The sequence below is a fragment of the Streptococcus sp. 27098_8_70 genome, from assembly GCF_041432215.1.
GTDB classification, from domain to species: Bacteria; Bacillota; Bacilli; order Lactobacillales; family Streptococcaceae; genus Streptococcus; species Streptococcus oralis_CP.
The window spans coordinates 243,907-270,225 of sequence record NZ_JAPVZD010000001.1 but is presented as its reverse complement, the minus strand read 5'-3'; the positions used below and the strand labels follow the sequence as shown (position 1 = coordinate 270,225).

The following is a 26,319-nucleotide window of genomic DNA, read 5'->3' as shown; positions in this document are numbered from 1 at the left end:
CTATTATTTGACATTAGTATTCACAGTATCAATCAGCCATTAAAAACTTTTCGATTGTATCAATAGAATAGGAAAGTTGATTATTTACAGACATCATCCGTTCAAGATTAGCGTCCATATAGTAGAGTTCAGATAAACCACCCCTAGGGAGAAAGAGTGAATAGTGGATATTCATCTTCTCTCGAGTACTTAACTCTATATGATTGCTTATGATATACTTTAACTCTTTTAACGAATTTACTTGAGCAACCACACCTTTTAACTGATACTGCTCGATGAGATTTAGTAAGTTATCAATCTCTTCAATGACTTTAATTTCCATATCAACACCTCTTAGGGAAATCACTACAAAGCATCTAAAAAATTCAGCAAGTCTTGGTAAGAATGAACTTCATAAGTTGGCTGGGCTTGTGTATGATTTTCGAGGTGATGAGGATTGTACCAGATAGTGTCAATCCCTGCATTATTGCCTCCTTGAATATCAGCCGTTAAGGAATCTCCGATCATCAGCGTCTTTTCTTTACTAAATCCTACAATCTGCTGACCGATTTTTTCATAGAATAGTGCATCAGGCTTTTGCGTCTGCAACTGTTCAGAGATAAAGACTTGGTTGAAATAGGGAGCCAGACCAGATTGAGCCAGACGACCCGTCTGAATGGCAGTAATCCCATTTGTCGCAGCATACAAGTCATAATCACGTTCGATGAGGCTATCCAAAAGTTCATGAGCACCCGAAAGAGTTTGTCCCTGTTGGGCTAAGTAAAATTGGTAACGCTGGGCCAGTAACCTACCATCTTTCTCCAGTCCAAAATGAGCAAATAAACGAGAAAAGCGCGTGTTAATCAGTTCTTGTTTACTGATTTTCTTTTGCTCCAAGTCCTTCCAGAGAGCCTTGTTCATAGGAACATAATAGTCTTTATAAACTTGAATATCCGCAACTCCTTCTTCCTTTAGAAGTTGCGTCAAAGCCACATCCTCAGCAGCATCAAAATCAAGCAAGGTGTGGTCAAGGTCGAAGAGTAGAAATTTGTAGGGCATTGAGTTTCCTTTCTGAATCAGTAAATTTCTCTTTCAATATATCATACTGCATCAGAACGATATATTGTTTTTTGAAAGTTCAGATAATCTATCAAGTTAATAACTTTATTATTTTCTGCCACTTCTGAAATAGTATCAGTCTCAAATCCATTTGCTTGAGCAAATTGAATTGTATAATTATATACAAGATCAAATAACTCATCTATTTCAGAGTCTAGTTTCAAAGAAAGTAGTTCTTTTTGATTATCCTGTAAAAATTTTAAGAAATTATCAACCTCTACTTCACTTACTTCTCCTTTTTGTGCTAATTGAATGAAGTGAACTAGCTTTTCTATAAGTTTCTTTACAATCTTCTTATATCTATTTGAAATAAATGCATAATAACTAACACCACCAACAGCTAGAATAGTTGCACTAATAGCTGTTACTAGCACATATTTATTTTTTGCAAGGCCTTTAAGGACCTGTTGAGCTGGTTCTCCTGCCTTTACTTCTTTTAGATGCTTTACTATATGGCCAGACGAATTTCTGATTATTGAACCATAACGTTTATAAATTCCAGAGTCTAATCCTTTCTGAATATTTAATGGAATTTCTATTGTAACTTGATTTAATGACATAATTAAAACTTACCTCTTAATTCTATCGATCTAGTTTATTCAAAAATAAAATCAGCAATTCGTTTTGCAGCTTTTTCAGTTGCCAATTCAATGTCAGCTTTAGTCCAAGTGTCATTTACATAATTAACAAGAGATTTAGCTATTGGGAACTTACTACCTATATAGCCATGACCACTTGTGATTGTATTCTCTCTTTTTGTTCTAAACCAAGCATCTCCAATTCCACGATTAATTTCGGATTCAAGGAGAATCTTATTACCAAGCTTCTCAGCATAATCTCTGAATTCTTCCTGACTTTCTAATCCAGCATCTGACATAATATTTTCTCGATTCAAACCACTTTTGGGCATAATATGCTCAATATCAATATTCCCATCTAAATTAAAGCTAATACCTTTTTCCAATGCAAATAAGAATTCATTTACATAAAGAATCGAATTTGAAACGCCACTTTCAGTCAAAGTTTGTTTAACATCATCATAAATAAAATTGTCATGAATATGGTTTCTTATTTTTGAAATAAGTTCGTCGATTGAAATTGAATCGACTTGACTGTACAACAAATTTATTTCTTCTAGGAAGCCTTTAAAAAGTTTATGGCTATACGAGAGTTCAGATAATTCAATCAAAACTCCAAGTCTAAGTAAATATTCCAGATATGTGTTGTCTTCTCTGAAAAATAGATAACTACTAACAAAAGGTCTTAAATTACCGTTTAATTTGTTTATCAATTGACCATTGATAGTATCAGATACTCGTTCAAAATTGTTTATGATTGTATTTAGATTAGAAGTAAACAGAACATCTTCATTCAATAGATGCTTATTTTTTGAGAAAAAGGCTCTTATACCAGGATTTCTTCGATCAGCACTGTTTTGTTCTGAAAGTTTTACAAAAATATAATGAGTAATTAACGCATTTAAGTCTAATCTCGATGAATCGGTACGTTGTACAATCTCTTGCCAATTTTTTTCAAAGTTTTTCCTATCTGATGCATTTGCTGTTGTCTTAGATACGATTACTTCAATTGGGGTCAATGGGACACCAGTCCCATTTAAAGAATTGAAAATATTTATTGCTTGATCGGTATTATAACTTGTAATTGTAATCACTTGGCAGTTATCAATAAAATGATTTGCAAAATTGATGAGTTTAAAAATATTCAAATCATCACACATATTATAAAAATATCTAAAGTTTTTATAAAAATTTGTATAACGATTATCTTTCTGACGACGATAAATTTGATAAACTCTCTCTTTAATCGAAGTGAAATCTCTACCTAACAAGATAGTAGTCATCTCACTAGCATATTTTTCTGAGATTGAATGATTTAGATACTTTATCCTATCCTCACTAGGATAATACAGTCCATCAACGAAATCATCTTTTTCGTCATCTGAGACATTGAAAAGCATTGTTACAATCTGCTCTTTAAGACCATTAAGACGTTTCACTAATCTGCGTGCATCAGTATCTAGAGTCGGTTGAAGTTCAAGCTCCTTATCAATCTTCAATAAGATTGCCTTAAGAAGCAGCATAAATGTCGTTGTTCTTTGCTGGCCATCAATCAAGGTAACTTCATGCTCTTCTCCAGATTCTTGAGCAATGAGAACAGCTCCAAAGAAATAATTGTCTTGGGAACTATCATCGAAATTTTCCATATGAAGATTAATATCTTCAATGAGTTGTTCACATTGTGGTACTTGCCAAGCATAGGGTCTCTGATAGGTAGGAATATAAAATTCTGATTTTTCAAAATAAGATTTTATTGTTTGTAAAGCCGGTTGAATATCGTTTCTCATTCAGATTCTCCAATAATTTATTCTGATAATATTATATCACGAAAACACTGACAATAAAAATCAATACAAGTTTGAACGAAGTAAAATTTTGTATAGCGATAACATCAAACTTAATTTTTCCGCACAATTAGTAACTTCATTTTCAATACTCTATAAAATCCTTTGGAAGCAATAAGTTTCAAAGAATCAAAATTTGCAGGACATTTAGTTTTCTTCCTGAATATTCATTAAGAACATTATAGTATAAATGAAAATTTCAAGGTAACATTGTTTGAATAACTTAAACTCTCCAATAGTACACTCCCCTACCCCAACTCCTTAGCTATTCTGCTTTTTTCAAGTTTTCCCTTGGCAATTCTTTTCCATAAAACAAGCGGGTTCAAACTATAAGATAGGCGTACAATGTAGTAATTAAGCCATTCGATAAGGGCAAAAAACTCTATCAACGTGGCTAAGACAGCCACTTGGACACTTTGCGTGTTCCAGACAATAAAAGGAAAGCCTGAAATAAGTAAAACAAGGTCTAGTATTCTGAAACCACTATATAGTTTGGGGACACTAGCGCTTCCGAACTGAGGTTTCGAGAGTCTTCTAATCAAAATCGCCCAATAGATTGAACCTTGAAGCAAAATAAATGTCAGTAAAGACAGAGGATAGAGAATAGAGATCAAACCATTCCAATCGCCAAGCCTATTTTTCAAAAGGAAAAAACACAACCAAAAGGATAGAACGGCTGCAAGCTCTCCCAAGCAGAGGGACACCAACTCTTTTCTAACTTTCTCTTTTTGTATGCTCATCATCTCACCCATCTATCTATCATCCTATATCAGAAAAAAAGCTATTCGAATGATTTTCTAGTCAACAGTTCTCAGAATCAAGCTATTCTAAGCATCGAACAGCTCAATTCCTTTAATATCAGTGTAATTCGAAACTTAGAATTACATTGATATAAATGTTTTGGTGCTATTCTAAGTTTATGACAAACCTAAATTTTAATTTTAGAAGGATTCTAAAGCTAGAATGGCTCAAAAATCACGAGAACTATGCTATTCGAAACTTAGAAGAACCTTTTCTAAACCTCATGAGCACTTCAATTAACGTTTCTTACAATTTTTCTGATGAGCTTTGAGTTTTTTCAGAGCCCAGTCATAGTGACTGGAGGTGCTACTGACAAAGTAGGAACCTAGACTTGTCCCACCCGTCCATTTATAGGTACCTTTTGTGAACAATTCGTCATTGCTGAAGCCTTCCATTAACTCTAAAACCTTTTTATGCGATTGATTGAGGAGTTTGGTCGCTTCTTCTACGGACGTTTTCTGATGCTTCTTCCAAATAGCGACATTCATTTCCCCATAAGTTTTCCAATTATAAGGTTCAGGGAGAAAAGTTCTTTCTTGACCTTTTTGATTAGAATGTACCCAAGTTAAAAGTAATTGCTGCCATTCATATAGATGGATCAAAACATCCCGTAGATTTTTATCTCTATTCCAGTGAGCTTCTTTTTTCTTTTGGTCTTTTGAAAAATCAAAAGGAGTCTGTAGCTCCTCTTCACTTAATTTAGATATAAAGTGATTGAGCTTTTCATAGTTTTCCTTAGAGGCTAACACTAGCTCCTCTTTCGTTTTTGGTCTAGGCATAGGAGTTCTCCCTTCATTTTTAAGTAGAATAAGCTATTTTCTTACTTTATTATACCATAATCAAAAAGCAGTTCTTCATTTTACGAAAAACCGCTTTTACGAACTATTTTTTATGCTTATAGTCACTACTTTATATATAAATCTTTAAAGAGACCATCTACTTCTGCTATCTGACAGAGCAAGCGGGATAGTTCTTGGTAATCTTCTTTTAAACATGAAAGATGAGCTTGGCCAAATAGAGATGCCAATTCCTCTTTTAATCTTGCCCCTTCTGGATCATACGCCTTTAAGAATTTACTGAGATAGAGATTTCGAACAGCTGCAAGTTTAAAGCTGAAATACTGATGCAATTGTTTTTGCTCGGTATTTAAGCCGTTTTCAGCAACTGCTTTTGCATAGAATTCCAAAACACCGCTTTGACCATTCAGATATCGGGTCTTTATTATCTTTGCTGTTTCCTGATAGATTTCAGTCTGACTAGGACTCTTGACCTTCTTAAAATTTCCCCACATGGAGTAAGCTCCACGCTTATAGTCAATAGTCTCTGCCTTCCAGGCTTCTAATATGTCATTAAAAGCAACCTTCATGCAGGCAAAACCAGCTGGATCATGCAAATAGAGGTGCTGATGATCAATGCCATACACGGTTACGAAGTGATCCACACCATAAAGGATTGTGTGATTAGGATTGTAGGTCAGATGGCCCATATCAAGAGGTCCCAGTACGACAGGTCCATTGGACAGAAAGGTTTCTAACTTTCCTTTAATCTCTTCCAAATCTACTTCAGTTCCATCTTTTAGATAGAAATCCTCATAGTCAAACCCAAGTATTTTTAAGGAATGGGAGATGGAAAGATCTGGCATTCCGTTATCAAAGAATACTAGAGGGTGCTGGTCATCTTCCTTTACGATACTAGCGCCATTTCCCATTACCATGATTGCCTCTAGAAAGTCTGCTTTAAAGTCATAGCCATAGCTAGCCAGTGCCATTGCCAATGAATAGCTATAGCAAAGTGACACATCTCCAAAATACATCTGCATATTCATGCCTCCTTATCTTCTATGGGACTATTATACCGAGAAAACTATTCGCATGCCCCATAAAATCCAAACAAAAAATATGGGTATTTGTGATCTATAGTCATGAACTTCAATAAGAAAACTGGCTGTTTCTCTCAACAACCAGTTTTTAATTTTTAAGCTAATTTTTAACTGTTTTTCTTATGAAAGAAAAGCGAGGCGATAGCCAAAATACCAAAGGCTAGGCCGACATACCAGTAAGGTTGATCTAGGGTCGTTGAACGACCTGATAGATTGACAATTCCTCGAAAGAGCATTCCAGTTGTTAGGACTGCAACTGCCGAGTTCCACAAGTTTAGGCTGATTCGTCCTAGGTTTGGCATGATTTTCAACAACAATGCCAGAACGATGCCTCCTAGTAGAGGAACTGCAAAGAGATAGTGCATATGAAGCGACGTCTCCCCAAAACTAAGGGACTCGTAGATACGGCTAAATGCAAAGAAGAAAATAGTGAGAAGACTATAGCTAACGAGTGTCTTTTTGAGGCGTTTGTTTTTGATTTTAGTAACCGATGTAGACAATATCACTCACCGCCCTTTCTGATATCTTGCTTCCACCTGTAGTCGGTTTATTGATTACCTGACCGTTAAAGTAGAGAGTTGAGGATCCACCACCATCAAGGTTATAGGCTGTCTTCACTCCGTAAGATTTCATCACTTCTGCCATCTGGTAAAGAGACAAGCCCTTGCTTTCAGAGGTTCGACCATCCGAAACGATGATGATGTAGTGATTTTCATCGATAATCCCGATAGCTGTACGAGGATTCGATGACATGGCTTGACCGACTTCTGTATTGGTATCAACAGATATTTCTCCATTCTCAACTAGAGACGGACCAAATGCCAGTAGATTGACGACACCGTCCTGAACCAACTGATCGGCTGAAACTTGGTCCTCGTAGATGATTTTAAAGGAGCCGTCCTTGTAAATGGCAAGGTCACCGTTACTAGCGTCTTCACGGACACTGTCCCGATAGACAACTTCATTACGGATAACATAACCAGAACTATTGGCTCCATAGTAGTCACCGTTGACAGCTAGAATAGCATTGTTTTCAGCAGCCGTTACAGAGGTTTTAGCTGTGACGTTGGTTCCATAGGAGTTTTGAGCTAGAGCTGTTTTTAGATAATCCGATGAACTGAGGGTTATATCTGCCACATAGACTTGCGTTTCATTCACAGTCTTTTCAGTGAGGGTGACACTGATATTTCCATCTGAATAGCTAGTATCCGTCACTTGAGCATTTTTTGCTGCCTGACTTGCTGCTGCGGTGTTAGAGGTTGAGCCGGTATTAGATACAGTGGAAATCGTTTCAGCGAGTACAAAGGTCTTCAACATCGAATAGGTAAAGGAGCTTGTCAGGAGCAAGCCCAAGACCGAGGCGTATAGATAGGGTTTCTTTAAAACTTTCATAATGGGCTACAAGTCCTTTCTTTGAAAATAAAGCGAGTTTGAACTGTCCAAGAGAGAATAAAGAGCATGATTCCGACAAGAATCTTCGCAATCAGCAAATTGACTCCAAGACCCGAATTAAAGAGGCGAATCAGGATGGTGTCCAAGATAAAGAGGCCAACAGCTAGTCCAAAATAGCCTGATCCTGTTTTAAAACTGCTCGCCTTGTTCTTGAAGACCAATTTTTTGTTGGTAGAAAAGTTAAAGATGGAGCTAGTCACACGTGCCAAACCATTTGAGAGGAGAACACGCAAACCTGTCGGAATAAAGCTCAAGCATAGAATAGAGAGAGCGTAGACCACATAATCTACGATAAAACTACTAAAAGACGAGAGCGCAAACTTTAAAATATTTTTATAAATCATCAATCCATCTCGAATAGGCCGGAAGTGAGAAGCCTCATTGTCGTTGATATAGACTGTTTCAATCGGAACTTCTAAGATTGGGTAGACTTGACTTGCTTCGAGGAGCATGTTCATCTCATATTCATACCGTTGTCCTTCTATCTTAAGCATAAAGGGGATCATATCCGTTGAAAAGGCACGTAATCCTGTCTGTGTATCGGATACAGCGACACCCGTTTGCAGTTTAAACAAGATACGAGTCAAGCTGTTTCCAAAACGACTACGCAAGGGAACCTTGCCAGTAAAGGCACGGACACCAAGGACAAGTGTATTAGGATTTTCATTTGATTTGGTCAAGCTACGAAAGATGTCCCAGATCCTATGCTGGCCGTCTGCGTCTGCTGTAACCACAGTCCCTGGCTTATTGAGAGACTGAATGTACTCAAAGGCTGTTTTCAGAGCTTGACCTTTTCCTTGATTGACCTGGTGGCGAAGGACTATCGCAAAATCCGCTGCTCGAGCAAAAATGTCTTGGCATTCTGCCGAACTTCCATCATCAATGACAATGATGTAAAAATCGCTCTTATAGTGAATCTTTTCAATCAATTTGATGAGATTGTAGTCAGGTTCGTAAGCTGGGATAACTAGATAGTTCATATTTACACCTCTTTCTTTGATGATTGGAAAAGTATACAAGTAAATGCTTAAAAATTCCTTATACTTAAATTTAAGTAAAATCAATTTTTTTGTTCTTCTCATAAATTCGTGTAATCAAAGAAAGAAAAACTCTGTAAAAGCTATCTTCTACAGAGTTGGTTTTGCATCTTTATAAAATGTCAGAAAATGATCTAGTACTTAATCACTGGTATCCAGAGTTCCATTTGATAGTCTGGTGACGACATGTCTCCCTCGGTGTATACTTCAAAGTCTGGTGCTCCTGAGTGGCGATAGTCAGTTTCTGGGAAAAAGACTTCCAAGACATATTTCCAAGCATGATGGATACTGGCTGGTATGGCCCCCTTGACTGGTACGATAGCATATTCAGCGGCTGGGATATCTTTGATGAACAGACCTAGCTCGTCTGCTTTGACTTTATCCGTCACATCATAAGCAGCCATGTAGTTGATGATTTCGCCTTCTTTGACATCCGAGCAGACACCAAAAGATTGGCCACTACCCAAACTTTCTAGGTTTTCAATGCTGTGATGGGCATAGAGTTTCTCCCATGCAGACGGGCACTGGCTATTGTCAATAGTTTCCAATAGGACGCCTGCCACGGACAAAGCAGGTTTCTTTTGAATCTTGATATCCATAGTCTTTCCTCCTGTGATTTTTAAGGATAATTGAAGTCTAGGAAAGACCCGATAAGGTTTTCCATTTCGAACTCCTGAGGGAGTTGCCCCATGGAATTTCTTAAAGGCTGCGCTGAAGGCATCCGCAGACTCATAGCCGTATTTCATCGCTATGTCAATGACTTTCTCAGAGCTTTCCCGCAAGTCCGTCACAGCTTCTGACAGCCTGCGATTGCGCAAGTATTCTGCTAAAGTCATATCTGCTAGGATGGAAAAGAGCCTGCTGAAGAGAGCATAAGAATAGCCCGATAGCTGCTGGAATTTCTGCAAGTCCACTTCTGCGTCCAACTTGCTTTCTAGATATTCCATGGTTCGATTGAATTGATGCATCATATTCTTTTTCACCTCATAAAAGATACTAAGGCCGTTAAAAGCAAAGTGAAAATAGGAAAATTGACGGAGAGGCTCCTGCTCCGAGAAAATTTCATCTTTTTCACACAGCTTTTAGGCCGTGTTCAATTCTAACTATAGTCTAACAGATATAAGATACTTCTGCCCTAGAATTTTTGTACAATATTTAGAGGGGGATTCTACAACCTATCCCGCAGCTTCTCAACAAAGAGATAAGCGGCTGGGCAGGTCAAGGTATTCTTAATCGTCAAATGATTAATTTGATGGATCTTTTTACGATCTGTATGGGGAAATTCTCGGCAAGCCTTGGGACGAACGTCATAGATGGAACAGAGATTATCTCCTCCTAGAAAGGGGCAAGGCATGGATTTGAAAACCTTGTCCCCGTCTTCATCTACCTGTAAAAACTCTGCTTCAAAGGCTGGTAATTTCATCTTAAAGTACTTAGCGATACGGGTGATATCTGCTTCTTTAAAGTCGGGCCCCAAAGTCTTGCAACAGTTAGCACAGGCGGTGCAATCAATCTCAGCAAAGACTTCTTGGTGAATCTGCTGCGCAATCTTGTCTAGATTTTTTGGTGGCTTTTTCTTTAGGTTAGCTAACACTTTGCGGTGCTCTTTCTGCTTTTGCAAGGCTAGTTGATGGTAATACTCAATATCAATCTCTTTAGACATAATTTCTTTCTAATACAAGTGTTTTTGTCTATTATACCATAAACACTGTCCCCTTTTTGCCCCCTGAACAGAAAAAAGCCCTTCGGATAAAATCCGAGGGGCTTAAAACGTTGTTAAATCAACGATTATTTTTTAAGATTGTAGAATGATTTCAATCCACGGTATTCAGCTACTTCACCAAGTTGGTCTTCGATACGAAGCAATTGGTTGTATTTAGCGATACGGTCTGTACGTGAAAGTGAACCAGTCTTGATTTGTCCTGCATTTGTTGCAACTGCGATGTCAGCGATTGTTGAATCTTCAGTTTCACCTGAACGGTGTGATACAACGGCAGTGTAACCAGCTTCTTTCGCCATTTCGATAGCGTCGAATGTTTCAGTAAGAGTACCGATTTGGTTAACTTTGATAAGGATTGAGTTAGCAGCACCTTCTTCGATACCACGTGAAAGGTAATCAGTGTTTGTTACGAAGAGGTCGTCACCAATCAATTGAACTTTACCACCAAGACGTTCAGTAAGAGCTTTCCAACCTTCCCAGTCGTTTTCATCCATACCATCTTCGATAAGTATGATAGGGTATTTGTCAACCAATCCTTCAAGGTAAGCGATTTGTTCTTCAGCAGTACGAACAGCAGCGCCTTCACCTTCAAATTTAGTGTAATCGTAAACTTTGCGTTCTTTATCGTAGAATTCTGATGATGCACAGTCAAATCCGATAAATACGTCTTTACCTGGAACATAACCAGCAGCTTCGATAGCAGCGATGATAGTTTCTACACCATCTTCAGTTCCGTCGAAACGAGGAGCAAATCCACCTTCGTCACCAACGGCTGTTTCAAGACCACGACCTTTAAGGATTTTCTTAAGAGCGTGGAAGATTTCAGCACCCCAACGAAGAGCTTCTTTGAATGTAGGTGCACCAGCAGGTACGATCATGAATTCTTGGAAAGCGATTGGAGCATCTGAGTGAGAACCACCGTTGATGATGTTCATCATTGGAGTTGGAAGAACTTTAGTGTTAAATCCACCAAGGTAGCTGTAAAGTGGGATTTCAAGGTAGTCAGCAGCAGCACGAGCTACAGCGATAGACACACCAAGGATTGCGTTTGCTCCCAATTTACCTTTGTTAGGAGTACCGTCAAGAGCGATCATAGCACGGTCGATAGCTTGTTGATCACGTACATCATAGCCGATGATTGCTTCAGCAATAATGTTGTTTACGTTGTCAACAGCTTTTTGAGTACCAAGACCACCGTAACGAGATTTGTCACCGTCACGAAGTTCAACTGCTTCGTGTTCACCAGTAGAAGCTCCTGATGGAACCATACCACGTCCATGAGCACCTGATTCAGTATATACTTCTACTTCAAGTGTTGGGTTACCGCGTGAGTCTAGGACTTCGCGAGCGTAAACATCAGTAATAATTGACATTTTTTACTCTCCTTTGAGTTAAATTTTTTTACACCTCTATGATACATCAAAAAGATACCTTTTTCAAGAAAAAACGTTATCTTTGTGCAAATTTTCCTTAAGTTTGTTAAGTAACCGCTTTCTTTCCCGCCTTATCTATAGACTTTTATGATATACTATATTTATGACTGATATATCAAAACAAATATTAGAAAAAGCTCATGGTGGACTTAAGTTAAACCCAGACGAACAAAGACGCTTTCTTGGTACCTTTGAAGAACGTGTTCTTGGCTACGCGGATATCAGTACTGCCAATAGTCCTGAATTAGAACATGGATTTTTCTCTATTTTAGAAGGTTTTCAAGAAAAGGTAGAGATACTTTTTGTGAAGATCTCACCAAATATCGAGTTTGACAAACAGGTCTTTTACTTAAAACAAGCAAAGGAAAGCAACTGTCAGGCGACTATTGTTTCAGACGATCATATCACCTCTCCTTATGGCCTTGTCATTCACACAAATGAACCTGTTCAAGTAGACGAAAAGGACCTCAGACTTGCTTTCTCAAACCTCTGGGAGGAGAAAAAGGCAGAGACTCCTAAAAAATCTATCTGGAAAAAATGGTTTGGCTAATGATTTCTCATATTTAATAAACGGCCAATATTAGTAGCTGTGTGCTCCAAATAGAGACTTGCATTTTTCAAACTATCTTCCAAAGGTTCACTTTTCTCTAAAATAGAAAAGGCTGCTTGTATATTTTCGAATGGTAGGAAAGGTAAATCCTCGGAAAGACTACCACAAATAGCGATAACAGGAACTCCTTCAGGAGTTCTTTTTGCTACACCGATAGGAGCTTTTCCAACAAAGCTTTGACTGTCCAGTCTACCTTCTCCAACGATAACCAAGTCTGCCCCTGCAACTTTCTTATCAAAATCAATCAAATCTAAACAAGTGTTAATTCCAGATACGATAGTGGCCTCAGCAAAGGCACAGAGCCCAGCCGCAATCCCACCGCCGGCTCCTGCTCCATTGAGAGACAGGGTTGATAGCGAGAATTTTTCATAGAACTCCTGTATAGCCAGATCTACTGTCTCAAACAAAGCAGGATCCAAGCCCTTTTGTTTTCCAAATGTATAGGTCGCTCCTTGAAGACCACATAAAGGGCTCACGACATCTGCTAAAATGCGGATTTTCACATCTTCAGGTATCCTATACAACTTGCTATTTGAAACTGACTCGAATTCAAGCAAAGTCTGACCGCAGGCTGACAATACTTTTCCATTCTTATCATAAAAACGATAACCTAAACCAGCAGCAATGCCAATTCCACCATCATTACTTGCCGTACCACCTACACCGATATAGATTTCTTTCATTCCAAGATCAATGAGATGGCGGATCAATTCTCCGATACCGCGAGTTTGGATGTGAAGAGGGTTTCGTTTCTCCCGCGGAATCTTTCCAAGACCAACCAAGTCAGCAACTTCAAAGAGCGCTATTTGATCTTTATAAAAGTAGCGCATGGCTTCTTTTAGGCCAAAAGGTCCTGTCACTTGGAACCATTTTTCTTCTAGTTCAAGAGAATGGCGAATAGCATCTACAGTTCCTTCCCCACCATCACCTACAGGGCAAAGCAGACATTCTACATCTGCTATTGACTGTTCAAAACCCCTTTTTATAGCTTGAGCGACCTCTTCTGCCGTCAAACTTTCTTTAAAAGAATCGGGTGCAATTACAATTTTCATAGTTCCCTCTCATTCTAAGAAATCAATCAAAGGTAGAACTTCCAAAAAATCCCTCGTATCTACATGACAAGCTATCTCGGATTTTACGACTTCTTTGGCACAAAATGCAATACCACGTCCTGCTGACTTTAACATCAAGAGGTCATTGGCACCATCACCGATGGCAATCGTTCTTTCTTTGGGAAGTTTCAGTTCTTTTTTCCATTTCTCAAGAGTATCTTGTTTTACTTGACCTGTCACAATTTCACCAACTAGTCGACCTGTTAAAAAACCGTCTTTGACTTCCAACTGGTTGGCGGAGAAATAGGAGATACCAAGGGATTTTGCTAATCTCTCAACTATTGGTGCAAATCCACCAGACACTAGACCGACTAAAATACCCTTCTTTTGAAGTATGGAGATAAATTCTTGGGCATTCTTGGACAGATGAATGGATTTGATGACAGTATCAAAGACCGAAACCGGAAGGCTTTTTAACAAAGCTACCCTCGCTCGTAAACTTGTTTCAAAGTCCAGTTCACCTCGCATTGCCTGGCTTGTAATCTGCGATATTTCTTCTTCGCAACCTGCTTCTTTTCCTAAAAGATCAATCACTTCTTCTGCTATCAGGGTGCCGTCAACGTCCATGACACACAAGCCTTTTACTTGAGACATAAACTTTCCTTTCTAAACAGCCCAAAAATCGTATGAAAGAATCATACGATTTTATCTATTAGTTGACTAAACTATGGTACAAGTCCAGGTAAGATTTGCAGGCTGTATCCCATGAGAAATCGCATTCCATAGCTTGTTTTTGTAGATTTCTCCAAACGTCTGGCTGGTTCTTATAAACATCCAAGGCTGTTTGGAAACTCCAGTTAAGCCAATAAGGTGTTAAATTATCAAAGCTAAATCCAGTACCAGTTCCTTCGATTGGATTGAAGGATTGAACTGTATCTCTTAGTCCACCAACCTCATGAACCAATGGTAGAGTTCCATAGCGCATCGCCATCATTTGAGACAAACCACATGGTTCAAAACGACTCGGCATGAGGAAGAGATCACAAGCTGCGTAGATTTCTTGAGCAAGTTTGACGTCAAAAGTGATATTTGCTGATAGCTTGTCTGGATAGACTTGTGCAAACCAAGAGAAAGAATGTTCAAAAGCTGGGTCACCTGTTCCTAAAAGGACTATTTGAACGTCCTCCTGTAAGAAACGATGCAAGCTTTCTACAACAACATCAAAACCTTTTTGGCGCGTCAAACGAGAGACAATCCCAACTAGAGGAACATCTGCTCGTACAGGTAACCCAACTCTCTCTTGCAATTTTGCTTTGTTTTGAGCTTTTCCAGACAAATCTTCTTTATCAAAATGATAGTCTAAAAGTGGGTCTGTTTGAGGATTATAAAGATCTGCGTCAATACCATTAACAATACCTGAAACCTTACCTGACTCCATGCGAAGAATCTGGTCCAAACCGCAACCAAACTGACTGGTCATAATCTCGTGCGCATAGCTAGGGGAAACGGTTGAGACACGATCCGCGTAGAGAATACCTGCTTTCATCCAGTTGAGACAATCATTCCAGCGAAGGGTCCCATCAGCATAGCGTTCAAAGCCAACACCGAACAAATCCCATAACATCCCTTCAGAAAATTGACCTTGAAATTCCAAATTGTGAATGGTTAAGACTGTTCTGATTCCTTGATATGCCTGAATCCAATGGTACTTTTCTTTTAACAAGAAGGGAATCATGGCTGTGTGGTAATCATGAACATGGAGAAGGTCAGGGATAAAGTCGATGCGCTCCATGGCCTCAAGAGCGGCCAGTTGGAAAAAGGCAAAGCGTTCACCGTCGTCAAAATCACCATACACATGACCACGGAAGAAATAATACTGATTATCAATGAAGTAGAAGGTTACACCATTCAAAACCGTTTTCTTAACACCACAGTACTGTCTACGCCATCCTACACTAACTTCAAAGTGGAGAACATCCTCTATCTGGTCGCCAAACTTTGCTTCTACCATATCATAATAAGGTAAGAAAACTGCAACTTCGTGCCCCGCTTTTACAAGTGATTTGGGAAGTGCGCCAATGACATCGCCCAAACCACCTGTTTTTGAAAAGGGTGCTCCTTCTGCCGCTACAAATAAAATTTTCATGAATAAATGTCCTCTGTTACTGTTTCACCCTTCTTAACTACAACTGGATGTTCTGCTGTGCCTCGAATGACAACACCGTCCGCAACTTCAACGCCCTTGTCCAAGATAGCATATTCAACTCGGGCACCTTGACCAATCACAACACGAGGGAACAAAACGCTGTTCTTCACAACACTATCTTTGTGAATATAAATGTTACGAGATAGGACTGACTGAACTACTTCACCCTCAATGATACTACCAGAAGCAAACTGAGAAGTACTTACTTTTGAAGTATTCGCATAGTAGGTTGGTTCTTCATTCTTAACTTTGGTATAAATTTTTTGATTTGGTGAGAAAAGAGAGTAGAATTTTTTAGATTCAAGCATATCAATATTTGCTTGATAATAGGACTGAACAGAATGAATGTTTGCTAAGTAACCTGTGTATTCGTAAGCAAAAGCTCCTTCTTTTACAGCTAAATCGCGAAGAACATAGCGCAACTTTTCAGGATATTCCTTCTGAGCCTCTTCTTCAAGTCGTTCAATCAACCAAGGAGTGTCCACAACAAAGATATCTGTAGACATGTTGAAGAGTTCATCTGTAGATTTATTATCAAAGAGTTTGTGCGAACGAACATGGTCAGTCTCATCGATTTCCAGAATAGCATTCACATCAGAAATGTCTTTCTTTGGAAGTTTCTTATATACAACTGTGATCGGACCATTCGTTGTATTGTGTAGGTGGAAGACTTGATTCAAGTCAATATTCACTAATACATCACAGTTAATCGAAACGGTTTGGTTTGAACCCGAACGTCTCAAGTAGGTAAGTAGCTGTTGGTAATACTCTTTTCCAACCGTACTGCTTTCAACACGAGTATTGTAAATTCCTAGATAGTAGTGACTTAGAAGGGTTGACAAGCCCCACTCACGACCTGAACGGATATGGTCGAAGACTGAGCTAATATTATCTTGTTGGAAAATACCAAAGATACTACGAACACCTGCATTTGCAAGACTGGAAAGGGGGAAGTCAATCAAACGGTATTTCCCACCGAAAGGCAAGCTAGCTACCGGACGGTGTTCTGTTAACGTTGACATATCATGAAAACCAACTGTGTTTCCTAAAATGGCTGAATATTTATCAATCTTCATCTGTTGCTACCCCCACTACTTCATTGTATCCTACTACTTGTACTTCGTCCGTTCCGTCAATCTCTACGCCGTCAGCAATAATGGCACCCTCACCAATGATAGCACGAGTAATCTTTGCGCCATGGCCAATAATAGCTCCGCTCATGATGACAGAATCAACGACCTCAGCGCCTTCACGTACTTGTGCTTCTGTTGAAAGAATCGAACGTTTTACAGTTCCATCTACAAAACAGCCATCCACGACCAATGAATCTTCAACGTGTGCATGCGCACCAAAGTAGTTTGGTGGTGAAATCAAGTTTCTAGAGTAAATTTTCCACTGACGATTGCGGCTATCCAAGGCATTTTCTGGCGAAATGTACTCCATATTAGCTTCCCAAAGTGACTCAATCGTACCAACATCTTTCCAGTAGCCATTAAATTCATAAGCATAGACACTTTCACCAGACTCGAGATAGTTAGGGATAACGTTCTTCCCAAAGTCTGACATATCCACATTGCTCTTTTCAGCAGCAACAAGCATATTGCGAAGTCGTTTCCAGTCAAAAATATAAATCCCCATCGAAGCCTTTGTAGACTTAGGTTGCGCAGGTTTTTCTTCGAATTCAACGATACGGTTATTGGCATCTGTATTCATGATACCGAAACGGCTAGCTTCTTTGAGAGGTACGTCTAGGACAGCTACTGTCAAACTGGCATTGTTATCCTTATGGGACTGAAGCATATCATCGTAGTCCATCTTGTAGATGTGGTCACCAGAAAGAATCAAAACATACTCAGGATTAACACTGTCGATGTAGTCAATGTTTTGGTAGATAGCGTGACTAGTCCCTTCAAACCAACGGTTTCCTTCGCTGGCTGAATAAGGTTGTAAAATAGAGACACCTGAATTGATACCATCCAATCCCCAGCTAGAGCCATTTCCGATATGGTTATTCAAAGCAAGAGGTTGGTACTGAGTAATCACACCAACATTATGGATTCCAGAGTTTGCACAGTTGGAAAGAGCAAAGTCAATGATACGGTAGCGCCCACCGAATTGCACTGCCGGTTTGGCAATGCTTTGAGTGAGTTTTCCGAGACGTGTTCCTTGCCCACCCGCAAGGATCAAAGCTAGCATTTCATTCTTCATTTTCTACTCCTTTATAAAGTCATGTGAACGTTAAAATCGAAAGAAGGTTGGAAGTCAAACTTTTTTATAAAAATAATAGGAAATCCATTTCTCTTGTGTTTCAAGTCCAATACAAGTACATCCGTTTTTAAAATCTAAAAAATTATCATCAACAGCCCATTATTCTTTTTTCTTAGCTGGTTTCAAACGACGTTTAATCTTCCAGATACTTGCTCCCATGGCAGGCAAGGTAAAGGTCAAAGTCTGCTCATAATCCTTCCATAAACCTTCTTGAGTCTGAACTGTTTGATTGTGCTCTTTCCACACACCTCCCCATTCTTCCAGCTCTGTATTCCAAACTTCTTCGTAAATACCCGCAACAGGTAAACCAATCGTAAAGTCCTTACGTTCAACTGGTGCCATATTAAAGACACAGACTAATACTTCGTCCTTCTTGCCCTTACGAATAAAGGAAAGGACACTCTGATCTCTATTATCAGCATCGATAATCTCGATACCATCATAACTAGTATCAATTTCCCACAGACAACGATGGTCTTTATAGAATTGATTGAGTTGTGAAGTGAAATGCTTCATCTTGGCATTCATCGGATCTTCTAGATTAGACCACTCCAACTGCTCCTCAGACTTCCACTCGAGGAATTGCCCGTACTCACTACCCATGAACAAGAGTTTCTTACCTGGATGACAAATTTGATAGGTGTAAAGATTGCGCAAACCAGCGAACTGATTGTAGCGATCTCCCCACATCTTATGCATCATACTCTTCTTACCATGAACTACCTCATCATGTGAGAAAGGTAGGAGATAGTTTTCATTGAAAACATACATAAAGCTGAAAGTCACAAGATTAAAGTCATACTTGCGATAAATCGGATCTTCCTCGTAGAAACGGAGAATATCGTTCATCCAGCCCATATTCCATTTATAGTCAAAGCCAAGACCACCCATTTCTTTCATGCCAGTAATCTTTGTCGCTGATGAACTTTCTTCTGCAATCATCATGATATCTGGATGAGCTAACTTAATCACTGTGTTCAAACGTTGAAGGAAATAATAACCCTCATAGTTAAGGTTTCCACCGTCTTTGTTTGGAGTCCAAGGAGCATTATCATAATCTAGATACAGCATATTGCTCACTGCATCGACCCGAATACCATCTAAGTGGTAAAAATCAATCCAAAATTTAATACTTGAAATCAAGAAAGACTGGACCTCGTTTTTCCCGAGGTCAAAATTCAGCGCACCCCATCCGTAGTTGTGAGCCTTGTTGTGGTCTTGGTATTCAAAAGTTGGTGTTCCATCATAATATGCCAATGCATCATCATTAATAGTGAAATGACCCGGAACCCAGTCGACGATAACACCGATATTATTTATATGACACTCTTCAACGAAATCTTGGAATTCCTCAGGTGTACCATAGGAATGTTCAAAAGCAAAGTAACCCATAAGTTGATAGCCCCAGCTCAATCCAAGTGGGTGAGCCATTAAAGGCATGAACTCAATATGTGTATAGTTCATCTCAACTAAGTATGGAATCAACTCGTCTTTCAGTTGCGAAAAAGTATAGGGACTACCATCTGGATTTCTCTTCCAAGATCCTGCATGGGCTTCATATATATTAACTGGTCTCTCGAAAAATCCCAGACGTTTGCGACGTGCTAGCCAAAGGCCATCTTTCCATTTCTTTTCACGGATATTGGTCAAAACAGCTCCTGTACCCGGTCTAGCTTCAAAATAAACTGCCAACGGATCGATCTTCATAATCTGGTGACCATTTGCACGCGTGATATGATATTTATAAATCTGACCTTCCTGGGCTTGACTTGTAAAGACTTCCCAAACACCTGCTTCATTACGAACCATAGGAATTTGATTCTCAACCCAATTAGTAAAATCACCAACTAGATGAACTGCTTGTGCATTTGGTGCCCAAACCCTAAAGGTATAGCCTATTTCTCCGTTTTTCTCCTCTCTATGCGCTCCTAAATAATGCTGGAGGTGAAAGTTCTCACCTGTAGTAAAGGTTCTTAATGCTTCTTGATTATTCATTCAATCCCCTTTCTTTTGTAAGCGTTTTCTATAATTCTATTATACACTCTTTTAAGATAACTTTCAAGTAATTTACGAAGGAAATCATATTTTTTTATGAAAGCCTTCAAAAAATTACCTAGCATTTTAAAAAAGATATCCTGAAAATAGAATACGAAACAATTTCCATATATTTTTTTATTATAATACCAGAATATTCGTTTTTTATCAATTTTTAACTGTATTTTTAGTAAAAAATAAAATCAGGAAGGTAATTTCCTAATTTTATAAATTATTTCACATCAAAAACAATGGATTTAACATTTGTCATCGCTTCGATACTATATTTAATTCCTTGTACTCCTGCACCAGAACCCTTTACACCAAGGAATGGGAAATTATCTGGTCCACGCTGTGTTTTATTATTAATATGAACGGTACCCACTTCAAGTTTTTCAGCAATTTCAAACGCCTTCTTAAAGTCATTTGTAAAGACTGAAGATTGAAGACCGAACTCTGATTCATTAGCAATTTCTAACGCTTCATTGGCATCTGCAACTCGAATAATTGGGAGAACAGGTCCAAATGGTTCTTCCCAGGCTAATTTCATATCTCTTGTGACATAATCAAAAAGTCCTGGCCAAATGAGATTATTCTCACGTTTGATTGGGCTGAGCGCTTTGGCTCCTTTTTCCTGAGCATCTTCAATCAATCCCCAGATGAAATCAGCTGAAGCATTATCAATAACTGGCGTGATATCTGTATTGTCAAATGGATCACCGACTGTTAGCTTAGCAACTTCAGCTTGGAGCAATTCTGCCAATCTGTCTGCTACGCTTTCCACAACCAAAACACGTTTGATAGCGGTACAACGCTGACCAGAGTAGCTAAAGGCACCACCTACGATTTGCTTAGCTGCATTTTCTAAATCTGCATCTTCTAAGACAATTGCTGCATCTTTTCCACCAAGCTCAAGCATAATCGGGCGCATACCAGCTAAACGACCAATACGCTCACCAATCGGTGTTGAACCTGTAAAGTTAATGAAGTTCACTTCCTTGTGTTCGATGATGTAGTCTCCGATTTCAGAACCACGTCCAGTGATGGTGTTAAAGACACCTGCTGGGATTCCGGCTTCGTCAAATGCTTTAGCCAACAAGAGTCCAGAAATAGATCCTTGTGTTGGTGGTTTGAACATAACGACATTTCCTGCAATCAAAGCCGGAGCAATCTTAGATCCAGAAAGGTTGACTGGATAGTTAAATGGCGCGATAGCCAAAACGACACCAACTGGTTCACGACGGACAACGGCTAGTTTATTTTTACTTGCAGCTTCAAAACCACCACCTTCCATCGCTTGTCCAGTGATACGGAGGCCTTCCTCGGCAGCAAAACGAATCAATTCTGCTGTACGTACTACTTCTCCAATGGCTGCTTTAATTCCTTTTGCAACCTCTTTGGCAAGAATGGTACCAATTTTTTCTTTATCACGTTCCAAAATGTCTGCTGTCTTATGCAAATAAGCTGCACGCTCAACGGGTGCTAAATCACGCCATGCTGGGAGAGCTGCACGTGCAGCTTTCATAGCCTCATCTACTTCAGCCTGACTCATAGCTGGAACTGTACCCAGCTTTTCCTGATTGACGGGAGAATAGATGGCAATTTCATTCTCTGATGATTTCCATTTTCCATTCACTAAATTCTGATAATTTGTCAAATTCTCTTCCTCCTGAAAATGATTAAAACTTATTTTATCAAATTTTCAGAAAATTACAACCCCTTTTTGGAAAATATTGATATTTTTTTCACAAACTTGATTCTTCAAATTATTTGAAATTTATTCCTAATAGATATTGGTTTTTCAATAAAAAACAAAAAAGGTCTAGAATTAACTAAACCTTTTTGTAGTATTTACTATGAAAGTACCTTCAAGACTGCAACGCTAATATCATCAATCACATTAGACTCTTGAGAACGACTATTGGACACAAGCATTTCAAGATTTCCTGCATTTTCAAAGTAGAAGGAGGTTCCCTTGGCATTGAATACCACCAATAAGTGCTCTGATCCACCGTGAATTTCGTAAACAATCCATCCACTATTTTCAGCAGCTGTATGGACGAAGACATGACGATAAACTTCTTCGTATGTAGGATAAGAGAAAGCACGCTTTTGTGTTTTTAGGCGAATAATCTGGCGAATAAAGTCAATGCTCTCTTGTCTCTCATTGATTAAATCCCAGTTGACCTGGTTGACACTATCTGGAGCATTGTAACTATTCATGGCACGTTCTCTATCTGCAGGTGTCAGCTCACCATTTTCTCCTGTAGCAAGGAGTTTGGTGCGACCAAATTCTTGCCCCAGCTCTATAAAGGACATCCCTTGCATAAGAATGCTCATCGCTGTTGCTGTCTCAACCTGACGCATAATCTTATCTGAACTGTGATCTGGGTGAAGGGTTGCTAACAAATCATGCAAGTTGTAATTATCATGGGCTTCCACGTAGTTAAGAACTTGGTTTGGACTAAGATATGAACCCAACTCTCGGCTACCAAGAATAGCTTTGGCTACAATCGGTTCTGTAGCTGCACCGCTAACAAATCCTGCCTTGATTGAGCCGTAAACTTCTCCTCCTTTGATGGCATCACGCTGATCGTCGTTGAAGAATCCAATATTTGGCATCTGGTAGGCATTGTCCTTCTTGGCCTTATCATAAGGTGCAAGACCTGTCCCCATATCCCAGCCTTCTCCATAGGTGATAATACGGGGATCAACTTCATCAAGTGCCCAACGAATTGCCTGCATGGTTTTAACATCGTGAATTCCCATCAAGTCGAAACGGAATCCGTCAATATTGTATTCTTTCACCCAATAAAGGAGTGAGTCAATCATATACTTGCGGTACATTTCGTGTTCGCTTGCGGTTTCATTTCCTACACCTGTCCCGTTTTGGAAGGTTCCATCTGGATTCATACGATAGTAATAATCGGGAACAGTTGTTTGGAAAGGTGCATCAACCGTTGAGAAGGTATGGTTGTAAACGACATCCATAATGACACCGATTCCCGCATCATGATATGCCTGAATCATGGTCTTGAGGTCTCGAATAACCTGTCCAGGATCATCTAGATTACTAGAGAAACTTGGTTCTGGCGCATTGTAGTTTTGAGGGTCATAACCCCAGTTATAGGTTACATTCCCGTCATCGTCATATTCCTTATGGCGATCAAAGATTGGTTGGAGTTGAACATAATTACAGCCGAGTTCTTTGATATAATCAAAGGCTGTTGCTTGACCATACTGGTTAACCGTTCCCGTCTGGGCAGCCCCAAGGAAGGTTCCACGGAGATGCTCTGCCACTCCAGATGTCGGTGATTTTGTAAAATCACGAATGTGCATCTCACAGATAACGGCTTTACATGGATTTTCCAAACGCCAACGGGCGTCTGTCCCATGTTTGACTTTAAATCCTTCTACCTGTCTATCTTGCTGAGATAGGATGACAGAACGTTTCCCGTCAGGACTTGTAGCGATAGTGTAAGGATCTCGTGTCAAAGTCTGGTGGTGCGGAAACTCAATCTGATACTGATAAGCTTTACCTGCAAGATTTTCATCCAGGTCTACACTCCAAACACCAATGGTATTGTACTTATGACTGTATGAATAGCTATTCCCTCGCTTTAGATTAAAGGTTTTCCAAATCGGCGCGTCGTTACTTGTATTTTCATAAACGACCACTTGGACTGCTGTAGCGGTTGGAGCCCAGAGTTTAAAGCTTGTCTGGTAGTCTGAGATACTATAACCTAATTCTCCTTGGTATCCCCAATGGTGATCAAAACTTTCACTGTGAAAAGCTTTATCAAAAGCAAACGGGTTTCTATCTTTATAGCAAGGACTTGCAATGGCTGGATTTTCAGAATAATAAACCGTCTCATCACCATCCAAAATCCAAACCTCAGTCAACAGTGGATAATAGTTAAAACGTAGGAGATAATCTTTTGTCTTTCCATCTATTCCGACAGAAAAGGTCAGAGTATCGAGCCTTTCTGCACTTGTAACTGTAAAGGAGAATTTTGCTCCAAAATAGTCATTTTCATAATACAAATTTTCTTTAACATCTGCCTGTTTTCTACTGAATGAACAAGCGGCATAATCCCCATTCTTTCGGTGAAAATGGATGACTACTGGGTATCTATACATTTCTTTTCCTAATTCCTAATTTCAATTTTTAAGTCATGCTGAAGAATTTAACGGGAATTTCAGCACAATAGAGAATAGCTTTAATAGATATAAAAACACATCAGGAGAGATAGTTCCAGACTATCTGACATCAATTTTTCAACTATTCTTTACAAACTTTCTAGCCAGGCCTCATCTCGAACTTCGATACCAAGTTCTTGTGCTTTTTGGAGCTTGCTTCCTGCATCTGCTCCTGCTACGACAAGATTCGTTTTCTTAGATACACTGCCTGTGACTTTGGCACCTAGACTTTCGAGTTTATTTTTGGCTTCAGAACGTGTGAGACGTTCCAATTTACCAGTTAATACAATTGTCAAACCTGACAAGGCCGCATCTGCCACTACTGTCTGTCCTTTGTAGTCCAGATTGACTCCAGCTTCTTTCAACTCGTCTAAGAGAATCTTTGATCCTTCTGTAGCAAAATAAGTTTGAAGACTTTGAGCAATCACACTACCCAAACTTTCAATACTTGCTACTTCCTCAGGATCAGCTTGGGCTAGATTTTCAATAGAGTGGAAATGTTGGAGCAAGAGCTGACTAGCCTTGCTTCCGACATGGCGAATTCCCAGACCAAACAAGAGCTTTTCAGCAGAGTTTTCCTTGGATGCTTGAATGGCCTGATATAGTTTAGAAGCAGACTTTTCCTTGACGCCTTCTAAAAGAAGGAAATCGTTTTCTTTCAAACGGTAAATATCTGCCACATCCTTAACCAGATTAGCAGCAAAAAGCTTTTCGACGATAGATGGACCAAGACCCGTAATATTCATGGCGTCTCGAGAAGCAAAGTGAATCAAGCCTTCCATGATTTGAGCAGGACAGCGTGGATTGATACAACGAAGAGCCACTTCATCTTCAAAGTGAAGCAACTGGCTATCACAACTTGGACAATTAGTCGGAATATCTAGTTTTTCTTCAGAAACACGCTTGGACTCTACCACACGCAGAACAGCAGGGATGATATCTCCAGCCTTATAAACGATTACCGTATCATCTTTTCGGATATCCTTTTCAGCGATATAATCTACATTATGCAAGGTTGCACGGCTAACAGTTGTCCCAGCAAGCTGAACAGGTGTTAGATTGGCAGTCGGAGTCACAACACCCGTACGACCTACTGTCCAGTCAACTGAAAGGAGCTGGGCTTCTTTTTCTTCAGCGGGAAATTTATAGGCGATTGCCCACTTAGGCGCTTTAACGGTAAAGCCAAGCTCTTCTTGACCTGCTAGGTCGTTAACCTTGATGACCACCCCATCGATATCGTAAGGCAGTTTCTCCCGTTCTTGTCCTACTTCTTGGATAAAATCCCATACCTCATCTATACTTTGAGCCAATATTCGTTTAGGATTAACTACAAAACCAAGCTGTTCAAGATGCTCCAAGACTTTTTCTTGACTATCACGAGTAGAAGGGCTGGCTTCTTGATAGAGGAAAGTCGCAAGATTGCGTTTGGCCACTACTGCTGTATCCAGCTGACGGAGGGTTCCTGCAGCTGCGTTACGAGGATTAGCAAATTCAGGCTCTCCATTTTCTTGGCGAGCTTGGTTAACCTGGTCAAATGAAGCGCGTGGCATGTAACACTCTCCACGAACAGTGATATCAAGTTCTTCTGGCAAGGTCAAAGGAATGTCCTTGACACGCTTGAGGTTCTCTGTGATATTTTCACCAACAGAACCATCCCCACGTGTCGCACCGACTACCAAAATTCCCTTTTCATACGTAAGCGAGATAGACAAACCATCGATTTTCAGCTCGCAAATATAGGTCGGTTGGGGCAATTCCTTTCGAACACGCGCATCAAAAGCTTCTAACTCTTCACGTGAAAAAGCATCCTGCAAACTATAAAGAGGATACTGATGACTGTATTTTTCAAAACCATCTAAAACCTTACCACCAACACGATGGGTCGGACTGTCCGCTAAAACTTGATCCGGATAGGCGGCTTCCAATTCGACCAACTCTCGGTAGAGGCGATCATACTCACTATCTGAAACCGAGGGATTGTCACTCGTATAGTACTCGGTCGCATAGCGGTTAAGTAAGGCAACTAACTCATTCATTCTTTCATTCATAATCCCATTTTACCACAAAGCAAGCCCTCCTCACAATAGAGAAGGACTGAAAAATGGTT

The 26,319-nt window shown here is 39.5% G+C and carries 23 protein-coding genes; 1 reads left to right on the top strand and 22 read right to left on the bottom strand.

Annotated elements, in window-relative coordinates; translation table 11 throughout:
- Positions 1-28 precede the first annotated feature (28 nt).
- From O3655_RS01265 to eno, 13 genes are all read right to left on the bottom strand, one after another.
- Positions 29-322 (bottom strand): hypothetical protein, encoded by a 294-nt coding sequence (locus tag O3655_RS01265; protein WP_049478788.1) that lies wholly within the window; start codon positions 320-322, stop codon positions 29-31.
- A 23-nt stretch (positions 323-345) separates the two neighbouring features.
- Positions 346-1,038 (bottom strand): YjjG family noncanonical pyrimidine nucleotidase, encoded by a 693-nt coding sequence (locus O3655_RS01260; RefSeq protein WP_268699675.1) that lies wholly within the window; start codon positions 1,036-1,038, stop codon positions 346-348.
- 41 nt (positions 1,039-1,079) lie between these two features.
- Positions 1,080-1,658, bottom strand: coding sequence for a hypothetical protein (locus O3655_RS01255; protein WP_000056188.1), 579 nt, complete (start codon positions 1,656-1,658; stop codon positions 1,080-1,082).
- A 35-nt stretch (positions 1,659-1,693) separates the two neighbouring features.
- Positions 1,694-3,463 (bottom strand): DUF262 domain-containing protein, encoded by a 1,770-nt coding sequence (locus O3655_RS01250; protein WP_371641118.1) that lies wholly within the window; start codon positions 3,461-3,463, stop codon positions 1,694-1,696.
- A 305-nt stretch (positions 3,464-3,768) separates the two neighbouring features.
- Positions 3,769-4,272, bottom strand: a complete 504-nt coding sequence (locus tag O3655_RS01245) for a hypothetical protein (RefSeq protein ID WP_371641117.1) — start codon at positions 4,270-4,272, stop codon at positions 3,769-3,771.
- Between the two features lie 285 nt (positions 4,273-4,557).
- Complete coding sequence (locus O3655_RS01240) at positions 4,558-5,100, bottom strand: ClbS/DfsB family four-helix bundle protein (protein ID WP_042902251.1); 543 nt, start codon at positions 5,098-5,100, stop codon at positions 4,558-4,560.
- Between the two features lie 125 nt (positions 5,101-5,225).
- A complete protein-coding gene (locus O3655_RS01235; RefSeq protein ID WP_049479316.1) occupies positions 5,226-6,140 on the bottom strand; it encodes a peptidase in 915 nt (304 codons plus the stop codon).
- Between the two features lie 167 nt (positions 6,141-6,307).
- The gene (locus tag O3655_RS01230) at positions 6,308-6,706 is read right to left on the bottom strand and encodes a hypothetical protein (RefSeq protein WP_002893287.1); all 399 of its coding nucleotides are present in this window, start codon (positions 6,704-6,706) and stop codon (positions 6,308-6,310) included.
- Positions 6,681-7,592 (bottom strand): phosphodiester glycosidase family protein, encoded by a 912-nt coding sequence (locus tag O3655_RS01225; RefSeq protein WP_049518735.1) that lies wholly within the window; start codon positions 7,590-7,592, stop codon positions 6,681-6,683. The genes O3655_RS01230 and O3655_RS01225 overlap by 26 nt, the downstream gene beginning before the upstream one ends.
- Positions 7,589-8,632 carry a bifunctional glycosyltransferase family 2/GtrA family protein gene (locus O3655_RS01220; protein ID WP_308697018.1) on the bottom strand — a complete coding sequence of 348 codons (1,044 nt, stop codon included), beginning with the start codon at positions 8,630-8,632 and terminating at the stop codon, positions 7,589-7,591. The genes O3655_RS01225 and O3655_RS01220 overlap by 4 nt, the downstream gene beginning before the upstream one ends.
- A gap of 191 nt (positions 8,633-8,823) precedes the next feature.
- The gene (locus tag O3655_RS01215) at positions 8,824-9,660 is read right to left on the bottom strand and encodes a GyrI-like domain-containing protein (RefSeq protein ID WP_371641116.1); all 837 of its coding nucleotides are present in this window, start codon (positions 9,658-9,660) and stop codon (positions 8,824-8,826) included.
- 197 nt (positions 9,661-9,857) lie between these two features.
- Positions 9,858-10,352, bottom strand: coding sequence for a YkgJ family cysteine cluster protein (locus O3655_RS01210; RefSeq protein WP_125394433.1), 495 nt, complete (start codon positions 10,350-10,352; stop codon positions 9,858-9,860).
- Positions 10,353-10,477: 125 nt separating this feature from the next.
- Positions 10,478-11,782 carry a surface-displayed alpha-enolase gene (gene eno / locus O3655_RS01205; protein ID WP_155173017.1) on the bottom strand — a complete coding sequence of 435 codons (1,305 nt, stop codon included), beginning with the start codon at positions 11,780-11,782 and terminating at the stop codon, positions 10,478-10,480.
- A gap of 163 nt (positions 11,783-11,945) precedes the next feature.
- Here eno and O3655_RS01200 point away from each other — a divergent pair, with 163 nt between their 5' ends.
- The gene (locus tag O3655_RS01200; RefSeq protein WP_371641115.1) at positions 11,946-12,392 is read left to right on the top strand and encodes a DUF1694 domain-containing protein; all 447 of its coding nucleotides are present in this window, start codon (positions 11,946-11,948) and stop codon (positions 12,390-12,392) included.
- On the opposite strand, the gene O3655_RS01195 is transcribed toward O3655_RS01200, so the two are convergent.
- The 9 genes from O3655_RS01195 to ligA form a co-directional block, all read right to left on the bottom strand.
- Positions 12,389-13,504 carry a glycerate kinase gene (locus O3655_RS01195; protein WP_371641113.1) on the bottom strand — a complete coding sequence of 372 codons (1,116 nt, stop codon included), beginning with the start codon at positions 13,502-13,504 and terminating at the stop codon, positions 12,389-12,391. The genes O3655_RS01200 and O3655_RS01195 overlap by 4 nt on opposite strands.
- Before the next feature lie 9 nt (positions 13,505-13,513).
- Positions 13,514-14,158: a phosphoserine phosphatase SerB gene (gene serB, locus O3655_RS01190; protein WP_371641112.1), complete on the bottom strand. Its 645-nt coding sequence runs from the start codon at positions 14,156-14,158 to the stop codon at positions 13,514-13,516.
- A 58-nt stretch (positions 14,159-14,216) separates the two neighbouring features.
- On the bottom strand, positions 14,217-15,650 hold the full coding sequence (glgA, locus tag O3655_RS01185; protein ID WP_371641111.1) for a glycogen synthase GlgA: 1,434 nt from the start codon (positions 15,648-15,650) through the stop codon (positions 14,217-14,219).
- The gene (gene glgD / locus O3655_RS01180; protein WP_061420964.1) at positions 15,647-16,786 is read right to left on the bottom strand and encodes a glucose-1-phosphate adenylyltransferase subunit GlgD; all 1,140 of its coding nucleotides are present in this window, start codon (positions 16,784-16,786) and stop codon (positions 15,647-15,649) included. Before glgD ends, glgA begins: the two co-directional genes overlap by 4 nt.
- Positions 16,776-17,918, bottom strand: a complete 1,143-nt coding sequence (locus tag O3655_RS01175) for a glucose-1-phosphate adenylyltransferase (RefSeq protein ID WP_000787250.1) — start codon at positions 17,916-17,918, stop codon at positions 16,776-16,778. Before O3655_RS01175 ends, glgD begins: the two co-directional genes overlap by 11 nt.
- Positions 17,919-18,077: 159 nt before the next feature.
- Positions 18,078-19,973: a 1,4-alpha-glucan branching protein GlgB gene (gene glgB, locus O3655_RS01170; protein ID WP_371641110.1), complete on the bottom strand. Its 1,896-nt coding sequence runs from the start codon at positions 19,971-19,973 to the stop codon at positions 18,078-18,080.
- A 271-nt stretch (positions 19,974-20,244) separates the two neighbouring features.
- Entirely contained in the window at positions 20,245-21,669 is a 1,425-nt protein-coding gene (locus O3655_RS01165) for an NADP-dependent glyceraldehyde-3-phosphate dehydrogenase (protein ID WP_371641109.1), read from the bottom strand.
- 197 nt (positions 21,670-21,866) lie between these two features.
- Complete coding sequence (gene pulA / locus O3655_RS01160; RefSeq protein ID WP_371641108.1) at positions 21,867-24,152, bottom strand: type I pullulanase; 2,286 nt, start codon at positions 24,150-24,152, stop codon at positions 21,867-21,869.
- A 149-nt stretch (positions 24,153-24,301) separates the two neighbouring features.
- Positions 24,302-26,260, bottom strand: coding sequence for an NAD-dependent DNA ligase LigA (gene ligA, locus O3655_RS01155; RefSeq protein WP_371641106.1), 1,959 nt, complete (start codon positions 26,258-26,260; stop codon positions 24,302-24,304).
- Positions 26,261-26,319 lie beyond the last annotated feature (59 nt).

What these genes read in the sequence shown, in the direction of transcription:
- O3655_RS01265 (WP_049478788.1), bottom strand. Translation starts at nt 322, where the DNA reads ATGGAAATTAAAGTCATTGAAGAGATTGATAACTTACTAAATCTCATC.
- O3655_RS01260 (WP_268699675.1), bottom strand. Translation starts at nt 1,038, where the DNA reads ATGCCCTACAAATTTCTACTCTTCGACCTTGACCACACCTTGCTTGAT.
- O3655_RS01255 (WP_000056188.1), bottom strand. Translation starts at nt 1,658, where the DNA reads ATGTCATTAAATCAAGTTACAATAGAAATTCCATTAAATATTCAGAAA.
- O3655_RS01250 (WP_371641118.1), bottom strand. Translation starts at nt 3,463, where the DNA reads ATGAGAAACGATATTCAACCGGCTTTACAAACAATAAAATCTTATTTT.
- O3655_RS01245 (WP_371641117.1), bottom strand. Translation starts at nt 4,272, where the DNA reads ATGGGTGAGATGATGAGCATACAAAAAGAGAAAGTTAGAAAAGAGTTG.
- O3655_RS01240 (WP_042902251.1), bottom strand. Translation starts at nt 5,100, where the DNA reads ATGCCTAGACCAAAAACGAAAGAGGAGCTAGTGTTAGCCTCTAAGGAA.
- O3655_RS01235 (WP_049479316.1), bottom strand. Translation starts at nt 6,140, where the DNA reads ATGCAGATGTATTTTGGAGATGTGTCACTTTGCTATAGCTATTCATTG.
- O3655_RS01225 (WP_049518735.1), bottom strand. Translation starts at nt 7,592, where the DNA reads ATGAAAGTTTTAAAGAAACCCTATCTATACGCCTCGGTCTTGGGCTTG.
- O3655_RS01220 (WP_308697018.1), bottom strand. Translation starts at nt 8,632, where the DNA reads ATGAACTATCTAGTTATCCCAGCTTACGAACCTGACTACAATCTCATC.
- O3655_RS01215 (WP_371641116.1), bottom strand. Translation starts at nt 9,660, where the DNA reads ATGATGCATCAATTCAATCGAACCATGGAATATCTAGAAAGCAAGTTG.
- O3655_RS01210 (WP_125394433.1), bottom strand. Translation starts at nt 10,352, where the DNA reads ATGTCTAAAGAGATTGATATTGAGTATTACCATCAACTAGCCTTGCAA.
- eno (WP_155173017.1), bottom strand. Translation starts at nt 11,782, where the DNA reads ATGTCAATTATTACTGATGTTTACGCTCGCGAAGTCCTAGACTCACGC.
- O3655_RS01200 (WP_371641115.1), top strand. Translation starts at nt 11,946, where the DNA reads ATGACTGATATATCAAAACAAATATTAGAAAAAGCTCATGGTGGACTT.
- O3655_RS01195 (WP_371641113.1), bottom strand. Translation starts at nt 13,504, where the DNA reads ATGAAAATTGTAATTGCACCCGATTCTTTTAAAGAAAGTTTGACGGCA.
- serB (WP_371641112.1), bottom strand. Translation starts at nt 14,158, where the DNA reads ATGTCTCAAGTAAAAGGCTTGTGTGTCATGGACGTTGACGGCACCCTG.
- glgA (WP_371641111.1), bottom strand. Translation starts at nt 15,650, where the DNA reads ATGAAAATTTTATTTGTAGCGGCAGAAGGAGCACCCTTTTCAAAAACA.
- glgD (WP_061420964.1), bottom strand. Translation starts at nt 16,786, where the DNA reads ATGAAGATTGATAAATATTCAGCCATTTTAGGAAACACAGTTGGTTTT.
- O3655_RS01175 (WP_000787250.1), bottom strand. Translation starts at nt 17,918, where the DNA reads ATGAAGAATGAAATGCTAGCTTTGATCCTTGCGGGTGGGCAAGGAACA.
- glgB (WP_371641110.1), bottom strand. Translation starts at nt 19,973, where the DNA reads ATGAATAATCAAGAAGCATTAAGAACCTTTACTACAGGTGAGAACTTT.
- pulA (WP_371641108.1), bottom strand. Translation starts at nt 24,152, where the DNA reads ATGTATAGATACCCAGTAGTCATCCATTTTCACCGAAAGAATGGGGAT.
- ligA (WP_371641106.1), bottom strand. Translation starts at nt 26,260, where the DNA reads ATGAATGAAAGAATGAATGAGTTAGTTGCCTTACTTAACCGCTATGCG.